Raw genomic sequence first — 26,371 nt, forward strand, 5'->3', positions numbered from 1 at the left:
CTCACCTCCCCTAGTCTCCAGTCCCTTTTTCAACAGGCTGTCATTGAAAGAATAGATATAAAATTTATGGTGAGTGAAGTTAAAACAGTTTCAGGGCGCGGTATCCCCTTAGTAGGCAATGATATAGATACCGATCGCATTATTCCCGCGCGATATTTGAAAGCCGTTACCTTCGATGGGTTAGGCGAAGGCGCATTTATTGATGATCGGACAGCACTCAAAGGCGAACATCCCTTTGACCAACCCCAATACAAAGGGGCGAATATTTTAATAGTCAACCGTAACTTTGGCTGTGGTTCATCACGAGAACATGCACCCCAAGCGATCGCCAAATGGGGAATCCAAGCTTTAATCGGTGAAAGCTTCGCGGAAATCTTTTTTGGTAACTGTGTGGCAATGGGCATACCTTGTCTAACAGCCGATGCTGCTGATGTTAAACAACTACAAGAGTTAGTTGCTGCCAATCCCCAAGCCGCCGTGACAGTGAATCTGGAAACCTTGCAAGTGCAAATTGATAATTATATTGTTTCAGTTGCGATCGAAGAAGGGACAAGAAGCACCTTCATTTCTGGAACTTGGGATGCTTGCGGTCAGTTAGTAGCTAACGCTGACCAAGTTCGAGCAACAGCTACAAAATTACCCTACGTCAGTTGGGGTAATTTAGCCGCGAGTTAGTATTTTCTCATTCCCTGACTGACAGGCAGGGAATGATATCATCTTCGATAAATTACTTGTGATTCCTGTGTAGATTCTAAATATTATTTGGTTAAGGCAAGAGACGCGATGAATCGCCTTCTCTACAATAATCAGTCGGTCTTTAACCAAATCGTATTGCGTGGACTTTCTCTTAGTAGGCTTACGGTGTACACACAAGTAATCTGATTACCCAAAAGTCCTAAGCCTCACCCTGTCCTATGGTACATCCCTCTGCTCAAGGAGAGGGACAGGCTTTGCCTAGCAAAACCAGGGTGAGGTTCTTTTATTATGGGCAATTTTGCGGACACGATATAAGCCGTCGAATTTACGTAAATCTAGAACCAAAATATTGAATCAGATTAAAGTATTACATTTTACTCACTGGATAAATAATTGTTTGAGAGTAAATGTAAAAAAAATGCTCAAACTTCAACAAAAATCCAGGTCGATCGCTAAATGAATTGATTTTTATTAGATACTTTAAAATCACTAATACCTACAAATATTTGAATAAAAACTTACCATGTTTTACATATCAACACCCACTTATTAATGCTAGCCACCGAATTAAGCAGTTGTCAGCAAAGTCACAATATGAATACGGATTAGTATTTAATCTTGTCATTTGTTCAACGTTACTTACATTTGTTTGAACTTTAGTGAAAATCGTTCAATCAGTTGAAAGCTAGTTTGCAAAAGGCATTCACGAGTTAATCTTTCTTTTTGAAATGACGTGAAAAGTCAGGATACAGTCAGGTATGTCTCTAAAATTCATAGTGAAGAAGTTTTACAAAAACTAATTTCTGCATAAAAGAAGAAAATATCTCTGATTAATACTTAGCAGCTAAAAACTATAAGTTTTCTAGTTCATAGAGAGAAACTAGTACTTCTATACTTTTCCTATAAATGAAGTATTAGTAACTCATTGTTCACTTAAATAAATTAAGAATTAGGAGTATTAATCATGGCAGTAACTTGGATTCCAGGCCCAGGCCCGACTAATGGTGCAGATGTAGGTATTAGTAATGGCGCTTCTGATAACTTCAATGGTTTGGATGGAAATGACAGCCTTTTCGGAAATGCTGGTAATGACCTGTTACGAGGTGGGAATGGTATCGACTTTCTATCCGGTGGGAACGGGAATGATACCCTAATCGGAGATCGTGGTAACGACACCTTCATCGGTGGAAACGGCAACGATCGCCTGATCTGGAACAATGGTGACGGTAGCGATAGAATGAGCGGTAATACTGGCTTTGACGTGGTTGAGGTCAACGGCGCAGGTGTGGGAGACAACTTCCGCCTAGAACAAGATGCTCAAGGCAGAGCAATCTTCGATCGCCTGAACCTGGTTCCCTTCACTCTGACTGTAGACAGTGCAGAGAGGTTTGAAATTAATGGTGGGGGTGGTGATGACACCCTCGATGTCAACAACCTGTCAGGAACTTCTGTAAATGCAGTCTGGTTCACAGGCGGGGCTGGAAATGACTTGCTTGATGGTAGTGGTACAGCGACACCGTTAAGAGCCTTGGGTGGTGAGGATAATGACAGCCTGACAGGTGGTACTGGCAATGATAACCTCTATGGTGATACAGGTAATGACCTGTTACGAGGTGGGGATGGTATCGACTTTCTATCTGGTGGGGACGGCAACGATACTATACTCGGAAATCGTGGCAACGACACCTTTACTGGCGGAAACGGCAACGATCGCCTGATCTGGAACAATGGTGACGGTAGCGATAGAATCAGTGGCAATGCTGGCTTTGACGTGGTTGAGGTCAACGGCGCAGGTGTGGGAGACAACTTCCGCCTAGAACAAGATGCTCAAGGCAGAGCAATCTTCGATCGCCTGAACTTGGTTCCCTTCACTCTGACTGTAGACAGTGCAGAGAGGTTTGAAATCAATGGTGGTGGCGGTGATGACATCCTCGATGTCAACAACCTGTCAGGAACTTCTGTAAATGCAGTCTGGTTCACAGGCGGGGCTGGCAATGACTTCCTTGATGGTAGTGGCACAACGACACCGTTGAGAGCTTTCGGTGGTGAGGGGAATGACGTTCTCTATGGTGGTGCTGGCAATGACTTACTCTATGGAGATGCTGGTAATGATATTTTACGAGGTGGTAAAGGTAATGACATTCTGACTGGTGGTGCTGGTAGCGATCGCTTTGTATTCAACTCAGGTGCTGGGTACAATGGTGCCGATCTCGGTGTAGATAAAATTACTGACTTCAGCTACTTTAGCGATAAAATTGTCCTTGATAAGACAACTTTTACCGGACTCAATAATCTGTCCCAAATTAAGATAGTAGCTAATGATGCAGCAGCTGCAACTAGCTCTGGACTCATTACTTACAGTCTTGGAACTGGCAACTTGTTCTTCAACCAAAACTTGACATCACCAGGCTATGGGACAGGTAGTTTGTTTGCCAACATTGATAACGATAACAATCAATTCACAGCCCCACCATTATTATCAGCGACAAACTTTGAGATTGTTGCGTAAACATCTCTCAAAATCCATAGAAGCTAAGGTATGTCTGCAAGCTGACAGCGAAATTCTAATTAGCAACATTGATGATTGCTAATTAAAAATAATTGAATCCTCCTCATACTTCAAGGATGAGGAGGATTATACAGCAGTTTTCTTTGCATGAAGTACGAGGCTGCAAAGGCGTAGTCAGCCGTAGACATTAGACCTCTTGCAAAAATATGTTTTTGCACTTTTAGGGAAAAGGTTTTGGTTAAAGGGAAAGGATTTTGAGTTTCTTTACCCTTTTCCCCTTGCCCTTTATCCTGACAAATGCCAACCAAGAAGTCTATTGCTTTGGAAAATGAGGCAATTTTGGGCGATCTAAAATATTCCAAAAAAGTTCCTAATTTATGTATTGAAAGTTAGATTATAAATGGATATTTTTCAAAATACAGCTTTATTTATCTACATAAAAAGTTAATTCTAAGATAAAGTTTATTCAAATATCATCTTTGTAAATAAGTTAAAATTTGCTGTAACATAATAATAGGAAGATTTTGTAACCTAATAAATCGATTAATATGCGTTTACCTACCATCATCAGTGCAACCCTATTGCTTTCTTTAAGTATGAACCTACCAGCTATATCCGAAACTAGCGTAGAGAAAGCACAATATCAAACGCAAGCGAATAATAGCTTGAATTCAAGACGATTGAAATTTAATAAGCGTTTGTGGGAGCGGGCAAATATTTATAACTATAGTATTACGGTTAGCAACAGTTGCTTCTGCATACCAGATGCTAGAGGGCCAGTAGTTATTCGAGTACGTAATGGTCAACCAATTTCAGTCACTTCTGTAGCAACTGGTAAACCAGTTAATCCAGAATTCTTTCAAAAATACGATACAATTCCCGAACTCTTTAATGTGATTCAAGATGCTATCAACCGTAAGGCATTCAACCTGGATGTAGAATACAATGCTAAACTTGGCTATCCCACTAAAATTAATATCGATTACAATAGTCAAATAGCTGATGAAGAAATCTTTTTGACAATTGAGAATTTTCAAGAACTGAAAACTACACGCTAAACTGATTACTTGCGCTTAATGTCGACCGGAAATAGGGGTAAATTAGCAACTCCAAAGCGAGATTTAATACTTCAATTTACCCCAAAAAGCTGATAGCGATCCAATACACTTGAGTTAAAGGTCATTTGTGTAGATAATTGGTTTTTCAAGACGCGAGAAATCGCGTCTCTACATCTGGATTTTGTTGCTCATTCTGAACTGTATTGGATAGCTATTAGCTTTTCACAAAAATTAACACTTTGATTAAGTTATATTGATTTTGTGCGACTAATTCCCAATTATTCAACGAATTTATTGTGTTTGAGGGCTTGACTAAAAACAGTTACTTCTGCTAGTCTCAAATTACTCGATAAGATTAGGGTTTGCTGTAGGTTTATACACTAGTTGCGAACGAAGTAACTTTTTACTAATACCAGACTAGAATTTAACTTTTTACAGATGGCTTAAATTCGTACACCCATTTGTGAAAATCATCATTCATACTCATTTGCCGCTCTTGCGTCTGCCCAGTAGATGCCACGGTGTTAATGTCGTAGTACCGCATTTCACCCAAGGCACTACGAGCTTGAATGAGTTTTGTCCGCTCGATGCGACACTGTTCGTAGCTAGTCAGAGCTTCTTGCAGATTAGCTGAATCAGAAAAACACTCTCGTAGTTGGTATGCATCTTCAAAAGTGGTATTGGCTCCTTGTCCCATTGCAGGTGCCATTGGGTGAGCAGCATCGCCTAAGAGAGTGACTCTGCCTTGACTCCATTGAGTTAACGGTGGGCGATCGCAAATCGGCCCTTCCCAAATTTCCTCGGCGGGTGTCGCTTCTACCACTTCCCGGAAAGATTTATCCCAGTCGGCTAATTCATGGAGAATACGAGACTTCACTTCATCAGCGCTGTGCGAAAGGGAATACTCAGGCGAGAACTTGCGACTAATCCAACTGGTATAGCCGCCACCCACATTCAAAAGGTACATAAACTGTTGATTGCCTTTGGCAAAAACTAGTTCATAGTCATTAAATAGCTCGTGGCGATACTCAATGACAGCACGCCAACACATACTACCGATATAATTAGGCTTACCCTCGCCAAATAAAGTTTCTCTGATGACAGAGTTAACGCCATCAGCCCCAATCAGCAAATCTGCATCTACCGATTTTTTGCCATCAAAATGAATTTTTACACCGTTTGCATCTTGTTCAAAACCGATGCAGCGATGATTGAGGTGAACGATATCAGACGGCAATCTCGATGCTAAGACTTGTTGTAGACGATACCACCAAACAGTCAATAACGGTTGTCCGTATTGCTCTAAATATTTAGTGGCGCTAGTCCGAATTGTTTCTCCTTGAATACTCTTTAAAACCGTGTGGTGAACTTCGCATCCCGAACTTTTGAGAGTTTCGACAATTCCCGGCGCGATCGCATCTAGAGAATTCAAGCCGTTGGGAGCTAGTCCGAGTCCAGTTCCCGCCGGACGAAATTCTTGGGCTTTTTCGTATACTTGCACCTCTATCCCTTGGCTTCTCAGTGCGATCGCCGCAGCTAAACCGCCTGGGCCAGCACCGACAATAGCAACTTTCTCTACTATGGGTTGAGAGAATTTCTGAGTGTTTGTGTTCATATTATTCAGTCAGAATTTTGAATATTCCCGTGAATATATACACTTATTCCATGCCTGAAGGCAACTCGATCTTTTGGCTAGATCCACAGTTATTACTTTGACTCCTAAATAGTTTTTTAGTCAATCTTCCTTAAGAATCAACCTGAATTCGTATTCTAATGGATTGCGATCGATTTTGCGGTTGCTGGTAGTAACAAAAACTGCACGCTTCAGCATTTTTTCCTAATTCGACAAACGCAAATAAATACCATTACGCCGATTTGAGCGATAAATTCATTAAATTTGACGTAATAATTCAGCACCCAGGTAGTCGCCGAGCGTTGGTCATTGAATTTCGACTACGCTCAATTACCGCGTAGCCGAAATGAGCCGAAGTTAGTCAGAAGTCAGAATTTATCAGGAGTTTAGTATAACTAGAGGAATCCGGTTTTATTTCTGAAAAAAATCCGTACACTTATAATCCTCTTCTTCCCTATTGCCTATTGCCTATTGCCTGTTCCCTGTTCCCTGCCTCTACGAGTAATTTCAAAAATCAAATACTAGTCCTATAGGAGATTCATTTACCAAATCTGACTTTATGCCTTTTGCCATCCGTTATTGCCGTTACCTTGGATTCTAAATGTCAGGAAGTAACGCTAGAACCACCGCAGACTTTTATCGCTAGTATAGTAAATGATGTAATTATTATCTACATGAGATATGAAAGAAAATTCTTTAGCTTCAAGAACTTCAGACTCACTTACCCAGGAAGTGAAAATATTCGCTTCAGAAGAAGTAGAATTATCACTGAATGTTAATAATACATCTTACTCCTTGAAAATAGAACCTCGTGTTACATTACTAGATGCACTTCGAGAAAAGCTGGGTTTGATGGGCACTAAAAAAGCTTGCGATCGCGGTGAATGTGGTGCATGTACTGTATTAGTTAATAATCGACGAATTAACTCTTGTATGACTTTGGCAATCATGCATATCGGTACTGAAATTACCACAATTGAAGGATTAGCACAAGATGGTCAACTCCATCCTATGCAAACAGCCTTTATTACCCATGATGCTTTTCAATGTGGCTACTGTACATCAGGTCAAATTATCTCAGCCGTAGGGATGATATTAGAAGAATTACCAAAATCTGAAGCAGAAATTCGAGAAAATATGAGTGGAAACCTTTGCCGTTGTGGAGCATATCCAAATATTATTGCGGCTATTCGGGATGTGCTAGAGGAAAAGCAAGATGCAGCCATTTAGTTATGCTAAAGTTACCTCAGAAGAAGTGGCGATCGCCACAGTTGAGCAAGACAAAACTGCTGCATTTATTGCTGGTGGCACAGATTTACTGGGGTTAATGAAGGATGGAGTCCAAACAGCGAATATATTAATTGATATTAATAGTTTGCCCTTAGCAGATATTGAATCTCAACCTCAGGGAATCCGCATTGGTGCGATTTCTCGAATGAGCGATGTGGCTTTTCATCCCCAAATTCAGGAATGTTATCCGGTAATTAGCCAAGCTTTATTACAAAGCGCTTCACCGCAACTGCGAAATATGGCAACAGTAGGCGGTAATTTACTGCAACGAGTCCGCTGCGCTTACTTTCGCGATCCGGTTTTTCCTTGTAATAAACGCACTCCCGGTATAGGTTGTTCGGCAATTACAGGTTACAATCGAATGCATTCCATTTTCGGAGCTAGCGAACATTGCATAGCCGTTCATCCTTCCGATTTAGCTGTAGCTTTGACGGCATTAGATGCAGTGATTTGCATCCAAGGAATAGAAACATCACGGCGAATTTCAATTCATGATTTTTATCTCTTACCAGGCGACACACCAGCAAAAGAAACTCTATTACAGCCTGGAGAATTAATTGTGGCGATTGAAGTTCCAGATTTTGCCTATAAATCCCATTATTTAAAAGTAAGAGATCGAGCTTCCTACGAATTTGCTCTCGTTTCCGTAGCTGTTGCTTTAGATATAGAACAAGACACGATCAAATCAGCACGTATCGCTTTTGGAGGAGTAGCACCCAAACCTTGGCGTGCAAGGGAAGCTGAGGAATTTCTCAAAGAAAAAGCAATTAACGAAGATATCTTTACAGCCGCAGCAGTAGCAGCCGTCAAAGCAGCAAAACCGCAAACGCACAATCAATTTAAAATTGAGTTAGTCAAACGCGCTTTGGTACGCGCACTTTCAGTTGTAGCAGAAGGGGAGTAGGGGACTAGGGGGACTAGGGGACAAGGGGACAAGGGGGACAAGGAGACAAGGGAGACAAGGGGGACTAGGGGGACTAGGGAGACAAGGGAGACAAGGAAGAGGAGTAATAATTAATTGATATGAATAAAATTATTGGGAAACCACTCGATCGCGTTGATGGTAAGCTGAAAGTAACGGGAGAAGCGCCTTACACAGCCGATGTGCCAATCGAGAATTTAACTTATGGAGTGATTTTTCAAAGCGCGATCGCCAGCGGTAAAATTATCCAAATAGACACATCCGTAGCCGCAGTCTCTCCTGGTGTACTAGATGTCGTTACTTACCAACAAACCCCATCTCTGGTAAAAATACCTTTCTTTGGGCCTCCACAACCTCAGTCAACTGAAAAAGACCATAATATCTACTACGATGGCCAACATCTGGGGGTTGTAATTGCCCAAACTTTAGAAGAAGCCGAAACTGCTGCCTCTATGATAAAAATTATCTACGAAGAAGCCATTCCGACAGTCACAATGGCACATACAGAGATATTTGAACCCGAATCAATATTTTTTGGCATGATGCCAGCTAAAACCACCAGAGGCGATATTGAATCGGGGAAAGCCCAAGCTGATGTCTTAGTAGAGCAAGTTTATACCACGCCAGTAGAACATCATAATCCCCTAGAACCTTCTGCAACGATCGCAATTTGGTCAGGGGATAACTTGACGCTGTATGAAACTACTCAAGGCGTTTCTGCAACCCAAGGCCGAATCGCATCTATTCTGAATATTCCCGAAGAAAATGTCCGCGTCATCTCCAAATATTTAGGCGGCGGATTTGGTTGTAAAGCGCTGCTGCGATCGCATACGATTTTAGCAGCGATCGCCGCTCGGCAAGTAAAACGCCCTGTAAAAATTGTGCTAACGCGATCGCAAATGTACACTGCTTGCGGCCACCGTTCTGAAACTCAGCAGCAGCTAACATTAGGTGCAACTAAAGAAGGTAAACTAACTGTAATCGAGCAAATTGGGACATCTTTAACTTCCACATTTGATGACTTTGCCGAACCAGTGGGTGCAGCAACAACCATGATGTACGCCTGTGCCAATTTAAAAATTAAATACCGTTTGGGACGGATCGACGCCGGCACACCAACCTTTATGCGGGGGCCAGGAGAAGCGCCGGGAATGTTTGCCTTAGAATCGGCAATGGATGAATTGGCACATACCTTAAATATTGACCCAATTGAACTAAGACTGAGAAATCATGCAGATATCGACCCGCACAAAGGATTACCTTGGTCAAGTAAATCCCTGAAAGAATGTTACCAGAAAGGAGCAGAAATTTTTGGATGGGCACAACGCCATCCAGTTCCTCGTTCCATGCGAGACAATCATTTCCTGATTGGTTGGGGAATGGCAAGTGCGACATTTCCCACCAATGCTAGAACTGCATCAGTCAAGGTAGAAATTTTTGCCACTGGAGAAGTGAAAGTACAAAGTGGTACTCAAGACATCGGTACTGGTACTTACACAGTGATGACGCAGGTAGCTGCTGAAGTCTTGGGATTACCAGTGCAGTTTGAATTAGGTGATACTAATCTTCCCAAAGCCCCGATTACAGGGAACTCAGTTACCGTTGCGAGTGTTTCGCCGGCGGTGCATCAAACTGCGATCGCCGCACGGGATAAGATAATTAAAATGGCGATCGCAGATGCAAATTCTTTGCTTTACGGTTCGCAACCAGAAGATATTGCCGTTGAGTCAGGGCAAATATTTTTAAAACAAGATCCATCGAAGCGAGACAGCTACACCGATATTCTGTGCCGTCATGGATTAGAAAGTTTAGAAGTTACAGAGGAATCGTCACTCAACCCAGAGAGCCAACAATATGCCAAACATTCTTTTGGGGCGATATTTGTGGAAGTTGCAGTTGATGAATTGTTAGGAGAAATCAAAGTTAGACGTTGCGTAGGCGTTTATGATGCAGGGCGAATTCTCAACTTCAAGACAGCACGCAGTCAAGTTATCGGCGGAATTACCTGGGGAATCGGTATGGCGCTGATGGAGAAAACTGTAATAGATGCTAATCAGGGCAGAATAGTTGGTGCTAACCTTTCCGATTACCTGATTCCGGTTCATGCAGATATCCCCAATATGGAAGTGCAATTTATTGAAGAACGCGATCCTTATGTGAATGCACTAGGAACCAAAAGCTTGGGGGAACTGCCGATTGTGGGGGTAGCGGCTGCCGTATCTAATGCAGTTTATCATGCCACAGGTAAGCGGATTCGCGATCTGCCAATTACACCAGATAAGTTGTTGTGAATGAATCGGTTGGTAATTACAGCAGAAATCATCTATTTGAACCACATCTGTTGTAGGGGTGCAAGCCCTTGCGCCCCTACCGCGCGGTCTATTTAGCTGAAAATAGCTGTAATATCATGTCCGCCTAATTAGTTATGTTGCAATATTTCGTATTAATATCGTGATGTTTGTCAGGAATATTGCAATGTTTGCCAGGAATATTGCAATGTTTGCCAGAAATATTGCAATGTTTGCCAGGAATATTGCAATGTTTGTCAGGAATATTGCAATGTTTGTCATGAATATTGCAATGTTTGCCAGGAATATTCCAATGTTTCTTATTGATATTAACGTGAGTTCGATGAACCTCTCCCCAACCCCTCTCCGAGGCGGCTACCGTGTATACACAACTCCTAAAAACCTAGCTTGATAAGACTTTCCTCGTTCCCAGTCTTCGACTGGGAATGCATTTCATTGAGTCTCTGACTCAATGCTAAATTGGAGGCAGAGCCTCAACGAAGAGCATTCCCATGCAGAGCATGAGAACGAGACAAAACCCTAATTTTTTCGTTGTCAACTAAGAATATTTTTGCCCCTCTCCGCCTCGGAGCTACGGTGTATACACAAATCTGAAATAGCTGATAAATCACGGTTTTACCCCACCCTAACCCTCCCCTTATAAAGGCTTGTCATTACCAACATATTTTAAAGTGAGGTAGAGGTGTAATAGAGTCAGAGTATGAAGTTGAAAAATTTCAGAAACCTCAATGCTTGGGCAGTTGAGCAATGGGGAGATACCGAATTAGGGGATAGTCGTCGTACAGATAGAGCGATCGCAGTGGGAGCAGCAATTGCCGCCAACCCCGAAGCAAGTCTGCCAAATATTATGTCAGGTTGGAATGAAGTCAGAGCAGCCTACAGACTATTTGCAGAAGAAGAGGTGACTCACAGTGAGTTGATTAAGCCCCATACAACAGCAACAAAAGCGATCGCTAAAAATAGCTCAGGCTCAGTCGTCCTATTTATCCAAGACACATCAGAACTAGACTACACATCAGCGCGAAATATCAAGGGGTTAGGACATATAGGCGATGGGAAAGGGCGAGGAATTATGCTGCACAATTGCTTGGCAGTAGTACCAGTACCAGGAAACCCAGAGATATTGGGACTGGCAGGACAAATACCTTGGGTACGTGGCAGTGATAGCCAGAACCAAAAAATCGAGAACATTTCACAGGAATTACTCAGAAGCGAAAGTGAGGGTGAAATTTGGTCGCAGATGGTCGAATCAATCGGAGAAGCTCCACAGCTAGATTCAATGTGGGTAAGTGTTGGAGACAGAGGCAGTGATATTTTTTCATATATCCGACGTGTGATTGGACTACGCTGGCACTGCTTACTGCGGGTAACTCAAAATCGTGTAATTACTAAACCAGACGGTACAAAAGGATACCTCAAAGCTTTCGCTCGTGCCTTGTCACCAATGTCAACCAAGACGCTCGTGCTACGTGGTCGCAATGGTGAACCTAAACGTTGTGTGGATTTACAAGTTGCTTGGTCAGCCCTAACAATTCAACCACCTACAACGGGTAGTGAAAGAAAACAACAGCCGATTGATGGCTGGTGTATACGTGTTTGGGAAGAGTCGGGTGAAATGGACGTGGATTCTATAAGGGGGGATTAAGGGGGGTAATTTGACTTGTGTATACACGGTAGCCAATATATCAGGGGGATTAAGGGGGGTCTATTCGACTTATCCAAGAAGTCTCCCAAGTTTGACAGAGTGACTTTGAAATTCGCTCCCCTTCTCCCAAAATTGGGAGAAGGGGTTGGGGGATGAGGGCAAATTTTACATTTGTGCAAGAAGTTTAATCAAGTTGAGTATTTACCATTAATTTCTATATAACCCTCTGAAAGATCGCAACCCCATACAGTTGCAGAGGCATCGCCAATATTCAGGCTAACATGAATATCTACTTTATCTTGAGACATAATTTGCCGTAACTGTTCTAGATTTTCTTCAGTTAAGCTACTAGGATAAACTTTTATCTTATCAAAACTAATAACTACTTTATCTGGATTTATCTGCTGTTCATTTTCACATTTGCCTATAGCCATAGCAACTCTTCCCCAATTCGGATCTGCTCCATAAACAGCAGTTTTTACTAATGGGGAATTTACAATTGCTTTCGCTACTGTTTTAGCTTGTGTATAGTTAATCGCTGAATCTACTGTTACTTCAATTATTTTAGTAGCACCTTCTGCATCTCGTGCAATTTTCAGCACTAATTCCTGTGCAACTTCTTGCAATGCCTTAGCAAAATCTGGTTCTGAAACTTCACCAGCTAAACCATTAGCTAAAATTACAGCAGAGTCACTAGTAGAAGTGTCAGTGTCTACACTCAGGCAATTAAAAGTTTTATCTATAGTAGAACGAAAAATAGAACGAAGGCTATTTGCAGAAATTGCAGCGTCAGTAAAAAAGAAAGTTAGGAGAGTAGCCATATTTGGCTCAATCATGCCAACACCTTTAGCAATTCCTACTAGCTTGGCATTTCCTATTTGTCGTGTAGCTAGTTTCGCTACTGTATCGGTGGTCATAATACCACGAGCGGCGGCATGAAAATCAGCATCAGTCAATTTTTTGCCCAATCCCAATAAACCAGCCCGGATTTTTTCAATGGGGTAACGTCTGCCAATTACACCTGTAGAAGCGATCGCGATATTATGTGCAGCAATTCCAGTTTCAGTTGCCACTAATTGTAGAACTTCTTGGGCGTCAGCGATGCCAACAGAACCATTAGCTACATTTGCATTTTTAGATATAACGACAATTGCTTGTGCTTGTGAATCTTTTAAATTATCGCGGCTAATAGTAACACTTGGCCCAGCAAAAAGACTTTGAGTGAAAACTCCATCTGCAACACAAGGAACTGATGATTTAATCAATACAAAATCATCAGTTGTATCTCGTATTCCTAAATTCGTGATGAATGCACTAAAACCTTGAGGTGTAGAAGATATAGTTAATGACATTTTTCGATATTTAATAATTTGGTTTAATTATCTCATATCAAGTTCAGTCATTAGTCATTTGTCACTTGTACTGAGCGACTTGCCCTGACTTGTGCCGAGCGGAGTCGAGGTAGCGTAGTCGTAAAGCCTGCGGCATAGCTACGCTTCGGGCGCAGCCTCTCCAAGAGTTGGGAGTCGAAGTATTTGTCATTTGTCCTTTGTAATGACAAATGACCAAGGACAACCATAACAAAAATTTTTACAATCTCATTTAGGATTACTATAGCAATTTCTGGATTATTGAGTACTATAAATCAATTAATGTAAGAGTGAATGTAGTCCATCCTTTGCCACTTTCTACTTGAATGTTTCCTTGTAATTGTTCCACTAATTTCTGGACTATAGATAAACCTAAACCCGAACCACCTTGATTCCAGATATCTGCATTGGGTATACGATAAAATTTATCAAATATCCGTGGTAACTCTATTATCGGAATTTCTGTTGAATTACTAACAGTAATAATTGTTTTTGCAGGTGTTTCCGAGGAATTGTGACTTACACTTAAGACAATTTCACCACCTGGCGGTGTGTATTTACAGGCATTATTGAGCAATTCTACTATAATGCGTTCCAAGCTAATGCCATCTGACAATAGCGGCGGGAGATTTGCAGGGAGATTCGTCTGTAGAGTTTGCTGATGTTGTTGAACACGAATTTGAAACGGCTCGATAACCCAAAGTAACCACTGTTGTAAGAGCAACGCATCAGGTGTAATAACTGGATAGGATGAGCTTTCTAGCCGTTGTAAGTCTAGTAGATCGTTAACTAATTCTAGTTCGCGATCGCACTCGCTTTCGATTAATTTTAGATAGCGTTGAGTATCCTCAGTACTATTAGATAGTTGTATCATTTGAATCATCATCTTGATATTACTCAGAGGCGATCGCAGTTCGTGAGAAACTAAATTCAAAAAGTCATTTTTGAGTTGATTTATCTCTTCCCATTGCACCACAAGTTGCTCTTGCTCGATTTGCTTTTGACGCGCCTCAATCGCTCGTTTGCGCTCAGTAATATCTCGAAACACTAATACAGCACCTGTAATATTATCTTTGTCATCTTTAATTGGTGCAGCGCTGTCATCAATTGGTATTTCGGCACCATCTTTATTAATCAGAATTGTTTCTGGGGGGAGATGAAAGATAGTACCATCTTGAAGAACTTTTATAATCGGACTTTCAATAGAGTTATGAGTTTCGCCATTAGCAATATTAAATATCTCTGAGGAATTTCTGCCACAAGCTTCTTCTTGTTTCCATCCAGTCAGATTTTCCGCAACCGGATTCATAAAAGTAATTAAATCTTGTAAATCGCTAGCAATTACACCATCGCTGATACTTTTTAACAGTGCATCCAGCCATTTTTTATTAACTTTTAATTGCTTTTCCAAACCATGCTTAGTCAAAGTTATTTCAATATTTGTTTGTAGTTCTCTTTCTTTAAAAGGTTTCAGTAGGTAGGCAAACGGCTCAGTTATCTTAGCTCGTTCCAATGTGTTCTCATCTGCATAAGCAGTCAAATAAATTACTGGAATATCCAAACGCTTATAGATTTCTTCAGCAGCTTCTATCCCGTCCATTGAGCCTTTAAGCTTGATATCCATCAGTACTAAATCTGGAGATATTTCTATTGCTATATTAATCGCTTCTTCTCCTGAAGAAGCAATAGCAGGCACTATATAACCAAATTTATTAAGCCGATATTGTAAGTCTTTAGCAACAATAGCTTCATCTTCGACAACTAAAATTTTTGCCTTTGTCATCTTTGATTAATTGTGTATTTATGGTAAAGGAAATGTCACCTGACACTCTACTCCAGTGGAGCCTGTAATATTTATATTTCCTGCTAACTGATGGGTTAAAGCATCTACCAACTCCCATCCTAATGATGCGATTTTTTTAAAATCAAAGTTTGGTGGTAAGCCAATCCCATTATCACGAACTATGAGCATTAAATGATGATTAATTATTTTTTTTATTTCAATATCGATCGCACCAGTCCTACCTTTGGTAAATGCGTATTTTAAAGAATTAGATACAAGTTCATGGATAATTAAGCTACAAGGAATTGCTGTATCTAAACCGAGAAAAATACAATCTTCCGTATTTATTGTCAAAGCGATCGCATCTTCATTGACTTCATAAGCAGTAAATAAACTTGTTACCAAATCTCGAATATATTCACCAAAATTAATCCTTGCTAAGTCTTGAGACTGATACAATTTTTCGTGAACGAGAGCCATTGATGCAATCCGCTGCTGGCTTTGTTGAAATATTACCAAATCATCTTTGTCTTTGATATAAGCAGATTGCAGGTTTAACAGACTAGAAATAACCTGTAAATTGTTTTTGACCCGATGGTAAATTTCTTTTAATAACACCTCTTTTTCTAATAGTGATGCTTGAATTTGCTCCTCCCACTGCTTGCGTTCGCGCTGCGCAGCTTTCCGTTCGTTAATGTCTTCGATTACAGAAATAAAATATTTTGGCTCCCCATTAGATTCGCGCATTAAAGACACACTAAGATTAACCCAAACTAAGGAATTATCTTTGCGGAAATAGCGCTTTTCCATCGAGTAAGTTTGAATATTATCTGCTAAAATCTGCTCAACATATTTCAGGTTAGTCTTAAGATCCTCCGGGTGAGTAATATCTTGGAAAGTTAACAACTGTAGTTCTTCGAGTGTGTAACCGAGAATATCGCAAAGCTTCTGATTAACTAACAACCAGCTGCCATCGATTGCCACATGGGCAATGCCAACAGCAGCTTGATGGAATGCAGCCCGAAATCGCTGTTCGCTCTCTCGCAATGCTTCTTCTATTCGCTGGCGTTCAGTAATTTCTGTCTGTAGCGATTCGTTGATTTTTGTTAACTCTGCTGTCCTTTCCTCAACCTTGCTTTCTAATTGGTTAAGTAGGCTATTTAGTCTCTCCTCTGCTTGCTTGCGATCGGTAATGTCAGTATGTGAGCCTGCCATTCGTACTACATTACCATTTTCATCCCACTGTGCTTGCCCTCGATCTAAAATCCATTTATAGGTGCCGTCTTTACATAAAGCTCGATACTCGCTAATGTAAAACGGTGTTTTCTGAGCAAAGTGATCTTCAACCGCTTGTTTAACCCGCTCAATATCGTTTGGATGCACTCGTGTCACGCATTCATCTAAATGGTTAGAAATTTCGTGGTTTTCGTAACCGAGCATTTCTTTCCAGCGAGCCGAGAAGAAAACTTCATTGGTTTTAACATTCCAGTCCCAAATTCCATCATTATTGCCTCGCAAAGCTAATTGCCAGCGTTGTTCGCTTTCCCTCAACACTTCCTCAGTCCGTATGCGTTCAGCAATTTCTTTTGCTAGTTGGTAGTTTGCAGCCTCTAGTTGGGCAGGACTCGGTAAAGCTAGCACCTGTGGCAGTAATGGCACAAGCTCTATAGCGGTTAATACGGATACAAAAGCAGTGATAGCTTTGATTAACCCTGATAGCCAATAGGTAGGATACCAAAGCGTCCATATATCCATTAAATGAGTTGTGCCACAAGCAACGATGAATGTGCCAAACATTAGGAATATCCAGCCGAAAGGCATATCTCGCCGTTTACCAACAAAATAAACCAACATCACTGGAATTGAATAATAAGCAAGTCCAGTTAATACATCTGAAATCAGATGCAACCATACCAATTCTGGTTTCCAGAGATAGCAATGTCCGTGGGGAATAAACTGGCTAGTAGAGAAAAAATTATTTAAAATTTCCATCATAAAAACCTACATATTGCACGAGTCTTCACCAAAGCCTGAAGTGCGAAAGAAGAGGTTTTTAGCCTCAGACCTTTTGTAAATGCGTATACACCTAGAGAGTGGCTCTCATATTCTCAAGGAGAACTACGTTTGGCATTTGTCAAAGTTTTACCGTACTAGTTTTAGGCTAGAATTGATTACTAGCTTGAGCTTCTACATTCTGTGTTCGTCATCTTTTCTGAGTTTTTTAATCTGAATAATATAAGATTTATTAAAATTAAAGTACCGCGATCGCTTTGGTTATCGTTACCGTATATCCTCTGAAATCAACCACTTACATATATAAAAACCTGCAAAAATTACAGTAATATTTCGGTTATATACTAATCTAATTTTAATCTAGCTGCATACGTGTATTTGCGGGTTAACTCAAATCAATTTGAGTAGTTCAGCACCATTAATCTATCATTTAGTGTCCGGTTAAAGATTTATCCTTAATACCGCACAGAACAAGTGGAAAAGCTCACTCTCAAGGTTTGGACACAGAGCAACTGGCATTAGATGAGGCTGAGGTAGCAAATCACAGACCCCGTGCTGTAAGTAAAAAAACTATGACTTCAATGTTATTTTAGCTACAAAAATATAACCCACTTTAGAAAACGTTGATGGCTATGGCTAGATTCTCTTTCATCAGGAAGAAGCCCATACATCAGCAGAACTGTCGGCATTGCTGATGGTGAGGGTATCTGGGCAAGTGTAAATCTGCGTTAACAATGATAAGATGTGCGATTGACTGGCGGTGGTTAACTGAAATCACACTTTCAACCACTGTATTGATAAAACCGACTGCTACCATTACTCAGATGGCTTATTACTTATCTTGGAGTGAGACATTGGGTATTGGGCGCGATCGCTCCTACTACACACTCCACAATCCTCTACAGCGATCGAGGCACAAGGGACAGAGGGGCGATCTCACTTGAGTGCCAAAAAAACTTTGCTGATTGTTCCTACTTTTCCGAAAAAGAGGAATCGTAATGTGATTACCATTATAGAAAACTTCCAATGCTTATTTTTATTAAATAAAAAGGATGCACTAACTATGAGTACAGAGAATGGAAAAAACTCTTTAGTCGAAACACAGTCTTTAGTTGAGGAAAGTAAACAACCATCAACTCTCAATGATTCAAAAGGTCAGCAAGGTGTACAACAAAATGCTGAGGCAGTAAATAATACTTTTAATCTGCCACAAACCTATATACAAACAGACCCCTGGATTTACCGCATAATTGTTGGTACACTTACCTCTACAGTATTAATTTGCCTTATAGGTGCAATTGGTCTACAAGCAAAGGACAACAAGCAACCAATTCCTGACCTTCTAACCGCTCTTGGAACCGGTTCTTTGGGTGCTTTATCAGGATTACTAGCACCATCCCCTATAAAAAAATAGTGTTTTTTTACAGCGACGAATTATTTGACCACAGCGACAAATAACTTATCAAGTTCTTCAAGCTTGTAAGCTTCGCTCTAAAGGAATCTGATTTGAGTGCGTTTCTGATCTAAAGCTATAGAAATTGCTTGAACAAGCAAGAAGAATTTGGATTGTTGACAAAAAATCTGTCGTTTTGGTCAAATAATTTGTCCCTCTACACTTACTACCTTTGCTACAATAGCCTACATACCGCTTTGGGCGATCGCATAAGCAATTATTAAGTTTTGTGAACATATAGAGAGTTTTGCATAAAACTTGTATTTTTTAAGCCGAGTCATAGGTAGAAGTTAGATTGAGTGTCATTAACTTCAAACAAAAATTAGACCAAAATAGGTGTAATTCAGGCGTTGCGAAATTCAGGTATAAAAATGATTTTGCGTGATTTAAAAGTCTTTGTAGAGAATAGTAATTGCTAGTCTCGACCCTAGATTAAGACATTTAATCAGCAAATCAGATTTTAGTTGACTCAATGCAAAGTATAACTCAATCAAAAAGGAAGTCTCTAATGGTTAATACTTTGAATGCTCGTCAAATTAGAAAGACAACAAACCGTTTTGTTATTGGTACTACTGCAATGGCTATTGCTTGCAGTAGCATTGCTTTCACTCCAGCTAATGCTGATGCCGTTATTCGTGACTATTCATGTAGTAAAGGAGGTTTTACAGGCACAATTAAAATCGATTACAATCAAGGCTTAGGAGGAAGAATAGGCTCAATAATAAGAATCAACTACAAAATTAACAAGGGAAGTAATCGCGGCGGTAATAAAGCAAATGTTACGTATGTTGACAACGGAAATCTACCCGCTACAGTATTTAAAACCGGAGATGCAGGCGTCCAAGATAATAAATGGCGTTACTTGGGTGGCAGCTATTCACGAGGTGGTGGGAATATCTATGTTAAGTTCATTTTTGATAAAAGCTTCGCTGCCGATCCTAGCTGTAAAGTAGACATCTCCAAATATTAAATATGCATTATCCAGAACCTTTGTAGAAACGTAGCACTGTTACGTTTCTACATTTTTTTTCAGCAGATAATTAGTGAAAATTACATCATCAAGGAAAGATTGAAGTCATCGAAAAAATCCCTTGCATTTATGTAAATGTCACCCTAACAAAACCCAACGGATGCTCCCTTACCTGACGCATCAACTCTTGAGAAAATATAGAACGAAATATTGAGCGATGGCGTTTTGCCCAGCGTAGCTAATCGCAAGATTAATTGCTTTGTAGCAAACTGGAAGGGAAACTTAATTGCCTTTTGTATTTTGGCGCTTGTCCCTATGGGCTACTGAGAATGTAATTACTCATCTTGATTATCGTCGCCAAGGTGTAGGAAAGCGCCTGATACATCATGCGTTCCAATCTGCATGGAGTCATAATTGTTACAAAGTAATGCTCTGAAGTGGAAGGCAAACCAAGGAAGTACTCCAGTTTTACGAAAAAACTGGGTTTAAGAAGGGTATCAAAACTGGTTTTGTGGCTACACCAATATCTGACTGAGGTGGTATTAAGCTTTTTCGTAGCTAAATATATATAGTGCTTGACTTATGTTTTCACAAGATGTAATTTATCAATATTAGATAAAACATCGGTAAATTAATCGGTTTTTAGTATTTTGGGAAAAAATGAATATCTTTGTTATCAATTAGCCGAAGTTTAGAGCTAACAGTTTCTGCATAGGATCGAACATTGAAAATCTTCTGAAAATATGGATTTTTTCACCACAACTAATGCCATGCAAAAAATAGATTACTGATAACTACAACGAAAAGGGAATTTTTCATCTAAAACCAAAATGATATAAGTTTGAAGCAAAGTTGAATCTTATTGATGAACTACAGGCATTCAATTAGAACTAGCAAAATTGAGAATATTAGAGATGTAAAAAAATATTACTTTCTCACACTAATATTCATTCAAGGAATAGCGATCGCACTCTTATTCATTAATACAACCGCATTGGCAGCCACAGTCAATCACTGTCCCCAAGGTATGGCGATGATTTCAGGAGGAACGTTCAAAATGGGGTCTGATAATTCCGGTTTTGTGGAAGAGCGATCGCCTGGAGACGTAACGGTGACTAACTTCTGTATTGATAAATTTGAGGTAACAAATGCACAATTTGGTGAATTTGTCAAAGCTACAGGATATCTGACAATTGCAGAGCGTCCCTTATCTGAAGAACAGTTTCCCGATTTACCCGATGAGCAGCGATTACCGGGTTCCTTAGTGTTTGAGATGGCAAAACCGGGTGTCAAACAAGTTTCCTTTCTGAGTTGGTGGCATTGGACTACTGGCGCGAATTGGCAACATCCCTTTGGCCCAGACAGTGCAATTGCTAGCAAATCCAACTATCCAGTTGTTCACATAGCTTACGAAGATGCCCTAGCCTACGCCAAATGGTCAGGAAAATCCTTACCTACCGAAGCCCAATGGGAATATGCCGCCCGTGGTGGCTTGGATGGTGCAATTTATGCTTGGGGTAATGAATATTCTGAACATAGAGCCAACACTTGGCAAGGAATTTTTCCCTTTTTCAACACCAAAGCCGATGGTCACTTGGGCATTGCTCCCGTGGGTTCTTTTGCGCCCAATGGTTATGGACTCTATGACATGACCGGCAATGTATGGGAATGGACTACTGATTTCTTTCAAGTTGGACGCGATGCCTACGGCGGGCTACGCCTACGCAAATCCGATCGAATTAATCCTATTGCCTTAAATCAAAGCTTTGATCCCAAAAAGCCAGATGAATCAAACTTACACGTAATTAAAGGGGGATCGTATCTCTGCGCTCCCAATTACTGTAGCCGCTTCCGTCCGGCGGCGCGGGAGTCAGAATCACCCGATACGGGAACTACTCATATCGGGTTTCGGCTAGTTAAAAATTTGCCTGACAGCACACTAGCCATAAATCCAAAATCGTTCGACTGAGCGTAGCCGAAGTCCCAAATCTAAAATCCAAAATTGTATGACTGATCCTCACAAAAGAGATTCTTTGTATAGACCTCTTGCAAAAGTAAGAGAGCGTAAGATAGGGAAAGAAAAAAGGTTAAAGCCTCTGGGTATTTCTTACCCTTTCCCCTTTCCCCTTTCCCCTTTCCCCCACTTCTGCAAGAAATCTTATGCATCTCTGAAGTTAACTTCTGGTGCGATCGCCTTTTTGAGTGCCCTAACGCTAATATTTTCCAGTCTCTTACCTCTACCTGCTTGGGCGGACTATGGCGACAAATTGCCATTACCCCAACCATCTTTTCAAGGCAAAATTGGCCTTACTTACAAAGAATCCGAACCAGACTTCCCCAAACCAATTAAGGCTCCAGAAAATGCACCAAACATTTTGCTGGTGTTGCTTGATGATGTCGGTTTTGGACAACCCAGCACCTTTGGCGGGCCGATCGATACGCCTAATTTAGACCGTCTAGCAGAAAGGGGATTGCGTTATAACCAATTCCACACTACAGCACTCTGCTCTCCTACCAGAGCTGCATTGCTCACGGGACGCAATCACCATTCTGTGAATACAGGTGTGGTTGAGGAGTTAGCCACAGGCTATCCAGGTTATACAGCGATTTTACCTAGAAGTGCGGCAACGATCGCTGAAGTATTGCGAGATTATGGATATAACACAGCGGCCTTTGGCAAATGGCACAATACCCCAGACTATGAAACCAGTGCAGCAGGTCCATTCGATCGCTGGCCGACAGGTTTAGGTTTTGAGTACTTCTATGGATTTCTGGGCGGTGATACCAATCAATGGAGTCCAGCTTTGGTGGAAAATACCCAACATATTCAAAAACCAAATCGCCCTGATTATCACCTCACTCCCGATCTAGCAGACCATGCGATTAAGTGGATTCGCACCCAGCAAGCGATCGCTCCTGATAAACCCTTCTTTACCTACTTTGCCACTGGCGCAACCCATGCCCCACACCATGCGCCCAAGGAATGGATCGACAAGTACAAGGGTAAATTCGATCGAGGTTGGGATAAATTACGCGAAGACATCTTTGCTCGTCAGCTAGCATTGGGTGTAATTCCCGCCGATACTAAGCTGACTCCTCGCCCGGCGGAACTCCCGGCTTGGGATTCCCTCACTCCCACCGAGCAGAAAGTTTATGCGCGTCAGGCGGAAGTCTTTGCAGGTTTCCTCAGCCATACCGATGCACAAATTGGTAGAGTTATTGATGCCATAGACCAACTGGGTGAATTGGATAACACCTTAGTCTTTTTCATCGCCGGTGATAATGGTGCGAGTGCTGAAGGCGGCTTAACAGGTAGTGTTAATGAATTAAAAGTCTTTAATGGCGTAGCAGAAAGTCCTCAAGAAGTTCTCGCGGCTTTTGATGATTTAGGTGGGCCAAAAACCTTCAATCATTTTCATGCAGCTTGGGCTTGGGCAGTGGATAGCCCCTTCCAATGGACAAAACAAATTGCTTCTCACTTCGGCGGAACTCGCAATGGTTTAGTTGTAGCTTGGGGCGATCGCATCAAAAATCGTGGTGGACTGCGGAGCCAATTTCATCATGTAATTGATATTGCGCCTACAATTCTAGAAGCTGTGGGGATTGAAGAACCAGAGGTAGTCAACGGTGTAAAACAACAACCCATCGAAGGTACTAGCCTTGTTTATAGCTTTGACGATCCGGCTGTAGCATCCCATCACAAAACCCAGTATTTTGAAATGTTGGGCAATCGTGGCATTTACGATCGAGGTTGGGTAGCAGCCGCCCGTCATGGACGCTTACCTTGGGAGCGTGTCTCCAAAACCACCTTCGATGAGGATAATTGGGAACTATACGATATTACCAAAGACTTCAGTGAAGCCAACGATTTAGCCAAGCAGAACCCTGACAAGTTAGCGCAACTACAAAATCTATTTCTGAAGGAAGCAAAGAAATATAAAGTTCTACCTTTGGACGATCGCTTACTTCAACGGTTTGATGTCAAAATCCGTTCCAACCTAATCACAGGACGCAATAGCTTTACTTATTACACATCTGTTGCAGGGATTCCCGAAGGTAGCGCTCCCAATATCAAGAATCGCTCCTTTAGCATCACTGCCGATGTGGATATTGCCAAAGATGGTACTGAAGGCGTTTTAGTTACCCAAGGCGGACGTTTTGCGGGTTGGAGTTTCTTCTTGCAAGAAGGTAAACCCACCTTTGCTTACAACTTCTTAAATAGCAGTCGCACAATCATTCAATCTTCTCAACCAATTGCGATCGGCAAATCCCAAATCAAATTTGACTTTACTTATGACGGTGGCGCTCCGGGAGCAGGCGGTACTGGTAAGCTCTCGATCGACGATCGACAGGTTGCCGAAGGCCGCATTGATAAAACCGTAGGCTATCGATTTGGTTTAGATGAAACCTTTGATGTTGGTCAAGATACTGGCACACCTGCGGTAGATACTTACCAAACACCCTTTGCATTCACCGGTAACTTACAGCAAGTCACCCTGGAATTGAAGTAATAAGGATTGGGCATCCCTTCGGCTTCGCTCAGGGCAAGTGGGCATTGGTTATTCTCCTCTGCCCCCCTACCCCTCGGTCACTGAGCGTAGCCGAAGTGCTGCCCCTCGGTCACTGAGCGTAGCCGAAGTGCTGCCCCCCTGGTTACTGAGCGTAGTCGAAGTATGCTCCCCTGCCCCTTTGCCCTCTGCGTGAAAAAAAAATCATGAACGAAATCTTATCACTAATTGATAAACTCGCACTTTTCACATTTATCGTGTTCACCATGCTGGGTGCAGGGTTAAGTCTCACGGTACAACAGATTTGGGAACCACTCCGCAACCTCCGCTTAGTCATATCATCGCTGCTAACAAATTTTGTGCTAGTGCCAGTTTTTGTATATTTGTTACTACAAGTAGTACATTTCAGTGAACCACTCAGAGATGGCTTACTGATCATGGCAGTAGCATCAGGGCCTCCAGCATTACCTAAACTTGCCCATATAGTCAAAGGCAATATAGCTTTCTCGGTGGGATTAATGATGTTGCTAATGCTGGGCACAATTTTTTATATGCCGATTGTACTGCCCTTAGTGGTGGAAGGCGTGCAAATTAACTCTTGGGACATTGCCAAACCCTTATTGTTAATGATGGTTAGCCCATTGATCGTTGGGTTATTCATCAAAGCAAAATTGAGTGCGATCGCCCCCATTATCCAGCCGATTTTGTTCAAATTATCTAATGCTGGATTGCTTTTAGGTCTAGTAGTCAGGCTGATAGTTCACACTAACGATATCATTGGCTTATTACAAACAGGTGCAATTTTCGTTTGTGCCGTTTTCATAGTCTTCTCTTTTAGCGTCGGTTATCTTTTGGGCGGCCCTGGTATCGATACCCAACGAGTGCTAGGAGTCGGAACCGCTCAACGTAATTTTGCCGCAGCATTATTAGTAGCTACAAGTAATTTTGAAGATCCCAGCGTCGTGAGCATCATCATGGTGACAAGTATTTTAATGATGATCGTAGTTTTGATCGCCGGGCCAAAGTTCATAGAATTAGACCAAGGAACAAGTGTAGAGATAAAACAGGTAGAGGGTTGAAACTCTCCCTAATAAATGTGCTTGTAACATACGACAAACCAATAGGTTTACCGTATTATGTATTAGATACACAAATATTAGATCGGATAAAAAACTATATGTGAGGTAGCAGATGGTTCAATCACAAGCAAGCTCTTTTGATGCAATTAGTCCAACAGCTTTGATGGTAGCTTATACTAGGCAGTTTACTGATATCCCTTATGGCAAGGAATTAGCTTAATTATTTAATGCCGAAAGCTTCATAGAACAACTGCAACAAAAAAATTAAGTCTGCCTTTGGCTATTGGCTCTACTTTTGTTTTAACCCTTTGCAATTCTTGATGTCTTTACAGGTTTTTTTGTATGTACCCTCGAAAAGGGGGAATGTCCTAACTGCTTTTGAAGTATTTCGCGATCGTTTAGTCATATGGTTCAAATCACAAGGGAGAACTTGAGGATATGGCAAATATTGCATTAATTGTTGGGGCTGGTAGTGGACTCAGTGCTTCACTAGCCCGTTTATTGGCAAAAGAAGGCTTTACTATTGCTTTAGCAGCAAGGCAAATTGATAAGCTCAAAGCATTATCTGATGAAATTGGAGCCGTCAGTTTTACTGCTGATGCTTCTCAACTAGATGAAGTTGAACAACTATTTACAGATGTCGAACAAAAACTAGGAGTACCAACATTAGTTGTGTATAATCCTAGCTGGCGCGTTCGGGGTTCTTTTGTGGAACTTGACCCAGCCGATGTTGCCAAAACACTAGAAATTACTGCCTATGGTGGCTTTTTAGTAGCACAAGCGGCGGCAAAACGTCAGTTAGCTGCGGGTGGAGGAGCGATCTTTTTTACAGGTGCTTCCGCCAGTGTTAAGGGTTATCCTCAGTCTGCACCGTTTGCAATGGGTAAATTTGCTTTACGGGGTTTGGCTCAAAGCATTGCCCGTGAATTGGCTCCTCAGAATATCCATGTGGCGCATTTCGTGATTGATGGAGCAATTCGTTCTGCCACCCGGATAGAACCAGATAATCAACCAGATAGTTTACTCGATCCAGATGCGATCGCTCAAACCTATCTCAGCATTCTCCGCCAACCTCGCAATGCTTGGACTTGGGAAGTTGAATTGCGACCTTGGGTAGAAAAATTTTGATTTTC

Annotated in this window: 20 protein-coding genes; 16 read left to right on the forward strand and 4 right to left on the reverse strand. The window is 41.4% G+C overall.

All coding sequences use genetic code 11. The annotated features are described in order from the left end of the window. The first annotated feature begins 66 nt into the window (after nucleotides 1–66). The 3 genes from leuD to NSTC731_RS09430 all read left to right on the forward strand — a co-directional run bounded on the left by leuD (nucleotide 67) and on the right by NSTC731_RS09430 (nucleotide 4,263). Nucleotides 67–675, forward strand: coding sequence for a 3-isopropylmalate dehydratase small subunit (gene leuD, locus NSTC731_RS09420; RefSeq protein ID WP_445630577.1), 609 nt, complete (start codon nucleotides 67–69; stop codon nucleotides 673–675). A 985-nt stretch (nucleotides 676–1,660) separates the two neighbouring features. Further along, on the forward strand, nucleotides 1,661–3,205 hold the full coding sequence (locus tag NSTC731_RS09425; RefSeq protein WP_445630578.1) for a calcium-binding protein: 1,545 nt from the start codon (nucleotides 1,661–1,663) through the stop codon (nucleotides 3,203–3,205). Between the two features lie 548 nt (nucleotides 3,206–3,753). Further along, nucleotides 3,754–4,263, forward strand: a complete 510-nt coding sequence (locus NSTC731_RS09430) for a DUF6174 domain-containing protein (RefSeq protein WP_445630579.1) — start codon at nucleotides 3,754–3,756, stop codon at nucleotides 4,261–4,263. A 424-nt stretch (nucleotides 4,264–4,687) separates the two neighbouring features. Here NSTC731_RS09430 and NSTC731_RS09435 read toward each other — a convergent pair whose 3' ends face one another. Continuing rightward, nucleotides 4,688–5,878 carry an FAD-dependent oxidoreductase gene (locus NSTC731_RS09435; RefSeq protein WP_445630580.1) on the reverse strand — a complete coding sequence of 397 codons (1,191 nt, stop codon included), beginning with the start codon at nucleotides 5,876–5,878 and terminating at the stop codon, nucleotides 4,688–4,690. A gap of 699 nt (nucleotides 5,879–6,577) precedes the next feature. On the opposite strand from NSTC731_RS09435, the gene NSTC731_RS09440 reads away from it, so the two are divergent. The 5 genes from NSTC731_RS09440 (at nucleotide 6,578) to NSTC731_RS09460 (ending at nucleotide 12,062) form a co-directional block, all read left to right on the forward strand. After that, entirely contained in the window at nucleotides 6,578–7,126 is a 549-nt protein-coding gene (locus NSTC731_RS09440) for a (2Fe-2S)-binding protein (RefSeq protein WP_445630581.1), read from the forward strand. Then, nucleotides 7,113–8,090 carry an FAD binding domain-containing protein gene (locus NSTC731_RS09445; protein ID WP_445630582.1) on the forward strand — a complete coding sequence of 326 codons (978 nt, stop codon included), beginning with the start codon at nucleotides 7,113–7,115 and terminating at the stop codon, nucleotides 8,088–8,090. Before NSTC731_RS09440 ends, NSTC731_RS09445 begins: the two co-directional genes overlap by 14 nt. 119 nt (nucleotides 8,091–8,209) lie before the next feature. Beyond that, the gene (locus NSTC731_RS09450) at nucleotides 8,210–10,399 is read left to right on the forward strand and encodes a xanthine dehydrogenase family protein molybdopterin-binding subunit (RefSeq protein ID WP_445630583.1); all 2,190 of its coding nucleotides are present in this window, start codon (nucleotides 8,210–8,212) and stop codon (nucleotides 10,397–10,399) included. Between the two features lie 184 nt (nucleotides 10,400–10,583). Beyond that, nucleotides 10,584–10,808 carry a hypothetical protein gene (locus NSTC731_RS09455; RefSeq protein WP_445630584.1) on the forward strand — a complete coding sequence of 75 codons (225 nt, stop codon included), beginning with the start codon at nucleotides 10,584–10,586 and terminating at the stop codon, nucleotides 10,806–10,808. A gap of 309 nt (nucleotides 10,809–11,117) precedes the next feature. Then, the gene (locus NSTC731_RS09460) at nucleotides 11,118–12,062 is read left to right on the forward strand and encodes an IS4/Tn5 family transposase DNA-binding protein (RefSeq protein ID WP_445630585.1); all 945 of its coding nucleotides are present in this window, start codon (nucleotides 11,118–11,120) and stop codon (nucleotides 12,060–12,062) included. A 188-nt stretch (nucleotides 12,063–12,250) separates the two neighbouring features. On the opposite strand, the gene argJ is transcribed toward NSTC731_RS09460, so the two are convergent. The 3 genes from argJ to NSTC731_RS09475 form a co-directional block, all read right to left on the reverse strand. Then, nucleotides 12,251–13,414 carry a bifunctional glutamate N-acetyltransferase/amino-acid acetyltransferase ArgJ gene (gene argJ, locus NSTC731_RS09465; protein ID WP_445630586.1) on the reverse strand — a complete coding sequence of 388 codons (1,164 nt, stop codon included), beginning with the start codon at nucleotides 13,412–13,414 and terminating at the stop codon, nucleotides 12,251–12,253. Between the two features lie 286 nt (nucleotides 13,415–13,700). Beyond that, complete coding sequence (locus tag NSTC731_RS09470; RefSeq protein WP_445630587.1) at nucleotides 13,701–15,215, reverse strand: ATP-binding protein; 1,515 nt, start codon at nucleotides 15,213–15,215, stop codon at nucleotides 13,701–13,703. A gap of 18 nt (nucleotides 15,216–15,233) precedes the next feature. Next, nucleotides 15,234–17,210 (reverse strand): PAS domain-containing sensor histidine kinase, encoded by a 1,977-nt coding sequence (locus NSTC731_RS09475; RefSeq protein WP_445630588.1) that lies wholly within the window; start codon nucleotides 17,208–17,210, stop codon nucleotides 15,234–15,236. Nucleotides 17,211–17,962: 752 nt separating this feature from the next. Here NSTC731_RS09475 and NSTC731_RS09480 point away from each other — a divergent pair. The 8 genes from NSTC731_RS09480 to NSTC731_RS09515 all read left to right on the forward strand — a co-directional run bounded on the left by NSTC731_RS09480 (nucleotide 17,963) and on the right by NSTC731_RS09515 (nucleotide 26,366). Beyond that, nucleotides 17,963–18,172 carry a hypothetical protein gene (locus NSTC731_RS09480; RefSeq protein WP_445630589.1) on the forward strand — a complete coding sequence of 70 codons (210 nt, stop codon included), beginning with the start codon at nucleotides 17,963–17,965 and terminating at the stop codon, nucleotides 18,170–18,172. Then, entirely contained in the window at nucleotides 18,169–18,642 is a 474-nt protein-coding gene (locus tag NSTC731_RS09485; protein WP_445630590.1) for a hypothetical protein, read from the forward strand. Before NSTC731_RS09480 ends, NSTC731_RS09485 begins: the two co-directional genes overlap by 4 nt. A gap of 547 nt (nucleotides 18,643–19,189) precedes the next feature. Continuing rightward, a complete protein-coding gene (locus NSTC731_RS09490; protein ID WP_445630591.1) occupies nucleotides 19,190–19,651 on the forward strand; it encodes a hypothetical protein in 462 nt (153 codons plus the stop codon). Nucleotides 19,652–19,958: 307 nt separating this feature from the next. Beyond that, complete coding sequence (locus tag NSTC731_RS09495; protein WP_445632051.1) at nucleotides 19,959–20,087, forward strand: GNAT family N-acetyltransferase; 129 nt, start codon at nucleotides 19,959–19,961, stop codon at nucleotides 20,085–20,087. A gap of 429 nt (nucleotides 20,088–20,516) precedes the next feature. Then, a complete protein-coding gene (locus NSTC731_RS09500; protein WP_445630592.1) occupies nucleotides 20,517–21,620 on the forward strand; it encodes a formylglycine-generating enzyme family protein in 1,104 nt (367 codons plus the stop codon). A 37-nt stretch (nucleotides 21,621–21,657) separates the two neighbouring features. After that, nucleotides 21,658–24,162, forward strand: a complete 2,505-nt coding sequence (locus tag NSTC731_RS09505; RefSeq protein ID WP_445630593.1) for an arylsulfatase — start codon at nucleotides 21,658–21,660, stop codon at nucleotides 24,160–24,162. Between the two features lie 203 nt (nucleotides 24,163–24,365). Further along, complete coding sequence (locus tag NSTC731_RS09510) at nucleotides 24,366–25,238, forward strand: bile acid:sodium symporter family protein (protein ID WP_445630594.1); 873 nt, start codon at nucleotides 24,366–24,368, stop codon at nucleotides 25,236–25,238. A 438-nt stretch (nucleotides 25,239–25,676) separates the two neighbouring features. Next, nucleotides 25,677–26,366: an SDR family NAD(P)-dependent oxidoreductase gene (locus NSTC731_RS09515; RefSeq protein WP_445630595.1), complete on the forward strand. Its 690-nt coding sequence runs from the start codon at nucleotides 25,677–25,679 to the stop codon at nucleotides 26,364–26,366. Nucleotides 26,367–26,371 lie beyond the last annotated feature (5 nt).

The sequence above is a fragment of the Nostoc sp. DSM 114167 genome (assembly GCF_052692655.1).